The sequence below is a fragment of the Pseudomonas sp. NPDC086278 genome (assembly GCF_050280905.1).
In the GTDB taxonomy this organism is placed as follows: domain Bacteria; phylum Pseudomonadota; class Gammaproteobacteria; order Pseudomonadales; family Pseudomonadaceae; genus Aquipseudomonas.
Genome location: NZ_JBNNWE010000191.1, coordinates 1 through 3,260 on the forward strand (window position 1 = coordinate 1; position 3,260 = coordinate 3,260).

The following is a 3,260-nucleotide window of genomic DNA, read 5'->3' on the forward strand; positions in this document are numbered from 1 at the left end:
GGCTCGCCGGGGCAATGGAATATCGGGACTACGGCTTTGACCTGGACGAGAGTGGCCATGGTTCAAAGGTCTTCGTTGGCCCGGTGTCAGCGGGCGTGGCTAATGGAATCTTGTTATTCGCGTGAATCAACACAGCCGTTCAAGGCGTCATCACACGAAAGGCTGCGGGCACGAACCCTTCGCCTTTTTAAGCGTTTACGCGCCGACTACGATCGGCCTTGCCAGAGGCGGGACGACGGCGCTGGTGGGCGCGATGCCGGCTTCGAACTCATGGCGGAAGTATTTGATTGCGCTGCCCAATGGCTCCACGGCGCCCGGTGCGTGAGCACAGAAAGTCTTGCCAGGGCCGAGGAAGCCGACCAGACCCAACAGGGTCTCGATATCGCCGGCTTGCCCTTCACCGTTCTCGATGGCGCGCAGCAGCTTGACGCTCCACGGCAGACCGTCACGGCATGGCGTGCAGAAACCACACGACTCGCGGGAGAAGAACTCTTCCATGTTGCGCAGCAGGGAAACCATGTTGACGCTGTCGTCCACCGCCATGGCCAGGCCGGTGCCCATACGGGTGCCCACTTTGGCGATGCCGCCGGCGTACATTTGTGCGTCCAGGTGCTCCGGCAACAGGAAACCGGTACCGGCGCCGCCTGGCTGCCAGGCCTTGAGCTTGAAGCCGTCGCGCATGCCGCCAGCGTAGTCTTCGAACAGTTCGCGACCGGTGATGCCGAACGGCAATTCCCACAGGCCCGGGTTCTTGACCTTGCCGGAGAAGCCCATGAGCTTGGTGCCCATGTCTTCGCTGCCTTCACGCGACAACGATTTGTACCAGTCCACGCCGTCGGCAATGATCGCCGGCACGTTGCACAGGGTTTCGACGTTGTTCACGCAAGTCGGCTTGCCCCACACGCCAACGGCGGCAGGGAAGGGCGGCTTGGAGCGTGGGTTGGCGCGGCGGCCTTCGAGGGAGTTGATCAGTGCGGTTTCTTCACCGCAGATGTAACGCCCGGCGCCGGTGTGGACGAACAGCTCGAAATCGAAGCCGCTGCCCAGAATGTTTTTACCCAGCAGGCCCGCTGCCTTGGCTTCTTCCACGGCACGGTTGAGGTGCTTGGCGGCGGTGGTGTATTCGCCACGCAGGAAGATATAGCCACGGTAGGTTTTCAGCGCGCGGGCACTGATCAGCATGCCTTCGATCAGCAGATGGGGCAGTTGCTCCATCAGCATGCGGTCTTTCCAGGTGTTCGGTTCCATCTCGTCCGCGTTGCACAGCAGGTAGCGGATGTTGATGGATTCGTCTTTGGGCATCAGGCCCCACTTGACACCGGTGGGGAAGCCAGCACCGCCGCGACCTTTGAGACCGGCGTCTTTCACGGTCTGGACGATGTCGTCCTGAGCCATGTCGGCGAAGGCTTTGCGCGCTGCGGCGGAACAGAGCCACTTCACGGGCTTTCTTCTCGTCGGCAACCACGCTCATCTCGTCGCCAGCGTCCGGAGTACCGTCCAGGCCGAGAATCTCGACAGGGATGGAAGGACCGGCTTCTTTGATTGGCTTGCCGTTCTCGTCGAGCATGGCACGTACACGGCCGTAGTTCGAACCGACCAGCACCATGTCGCCTTGGCGCAGGGTACCGTCTTGAACCAGAACGGTAGCAACCGGGCCACGACCTTTGTCGAGACGCGATTCAACCACAACGCCACGACCTGGAGCCGAAGGCGTTGCTTTCAGTTCGAGAACTTCGGCTTGCAGCAGAACCGCTTCGAGCAGCTCGTCCACGCCAGTACCGACTTTCGCCGAAACCGATACGAACGGGGTGTCGCCGCCCCACTCTTCCGAAGTCACGCCGTGAACCGACAGTTCGCTACGGATGCGATCGAGATCGGCGCCCGGCTTGTCGATTTTGTTCACAGCCACTACCAGAGGAACACCGGCAGCCTTGGCGTGCTGGACAGCTTCAATGGTCTGCGGCATCACGCCGTCGTCCGCTGCAACCACCAGGATCACGATGTCGGTCGCCTTGGCACCACGAGCACGCATTGCGGTAAACGCGGCGTGACCCGGGGTATCAAGGAACGTGACCATGCCGCGATCAGTTTCAACGTGGTACGCACCGATGTGCTGGGTGATACCGCCGGCTTCGCCAGCAGCTACCTTGGCACGACGGATGTAGTCGAGCAGCGAGGTCTTACCGTGGTCAACGTGACCCATTACGGTTACGACTGGCGCACGGGAGAACGACTCACCTTCAAACTTCAGGGACTCGGCCAGGGAATCTTCCAGGGCGGTGTCGCTGACCAGGGTCACTTTGTGGCCCAGCTCTTCAGCAACCAGTTGGGCAGTTTCCTGATCCAGTACCTGGTTGATCGTCGCTGGAGTACCCAGTTTGAACATGAACTTGATGATTTCAGCAGCCTTGACCGACATCTGCTGGGCAAGATCGCCAACAGTGATGGTCTCGCCGATCTTCACTTCGCGCACTACAGGGCCGGTTGGGCTCTGGAAACCGTGAGCGTTGCGTTTCTTCAGCTTGGCCTTGCCGCGACCACCACGACGGAAGCCATCGCTTTCTTCGTCGGTAGTGCGTGGCGCAACACGTGGCGCAGGCGCTTTCTCTTTAACCGAAGCACGATGCGGAGCGTTTTTACGCTCGCCATCGCCACTGCCGCGACGATTGTTATCGTCGGCGCGTGGTTTGTCCGGACGGCGCTGTTCGTTCTGCTTGTTGCGAACATCAGCAGACGGTGCTGGTGCAGCTGCCACAACCGGAGCGCTTTCACGCACAGGCTCGGCCACTGCCGCAGGCGCTGCAACAGCGTCGGTGGTAGCGGTTTGCGCAGTAGCAGGCTGGCGACGTGCTTCTTCTTCGGCGCGACGCTTGGCTTCTTCTTCAGCCTTCTGACGGGCAGCATTTTCTACTGCGCGACGTTCTTCCAGTTCGCGTTTGCGCTCGGCTTCGATTTCTTCCGGGCTGCGTTGTACGAAAACTTTCTTTTTACGGACTTCAACACTGATGCTTTTGCTGCCAGCAACACGCAGGGTGCTGGTGGTTTTACGCTGCAGCGTGATCTTGCGTGGTTCTTCCACTTTCGCCTTGTGACTGCTTTTCAAGTGAGTCAGCAAAGATTGCTTCTCACTGTCAGTCACATGTTCTTCGGCGGCGGTGTGCGGCAACTTCATCGAGAGCAACGCCTTGGCGGTGTCGAATCTGGACTTCTGATCCAGTGTGAGGGTTCTCGAAACAACGGGAATCCTCACATAATTAATA

At 59.8% G+C, this 3,260-nt stretch carries 2 pseudogenes; both read right to left on the reverse strand.

Annotated elements, in window-relative coordinates:
• Positions 1–195: 195 nt before the first annotated feature.
• Positions 196–1,422: pseudogene (nuoF, locus tag ACQKP4_RS28725) on the reverse strand (NADH-quinone oxidoreductase subunit NuoF); the annotation flags it as partial.
• Positions 1,418–3,217: pseudogene (gene infB / locus ACQKP4_RS28730) on the reverse strand (translation initiation factor IF-2); the annotation flags it as partial. The pseudogenes infB and nuoF, both read right to left, overlap by 5 nt.
• Positions 3,218–3,260: the final 43 nt, after the last annotated feature.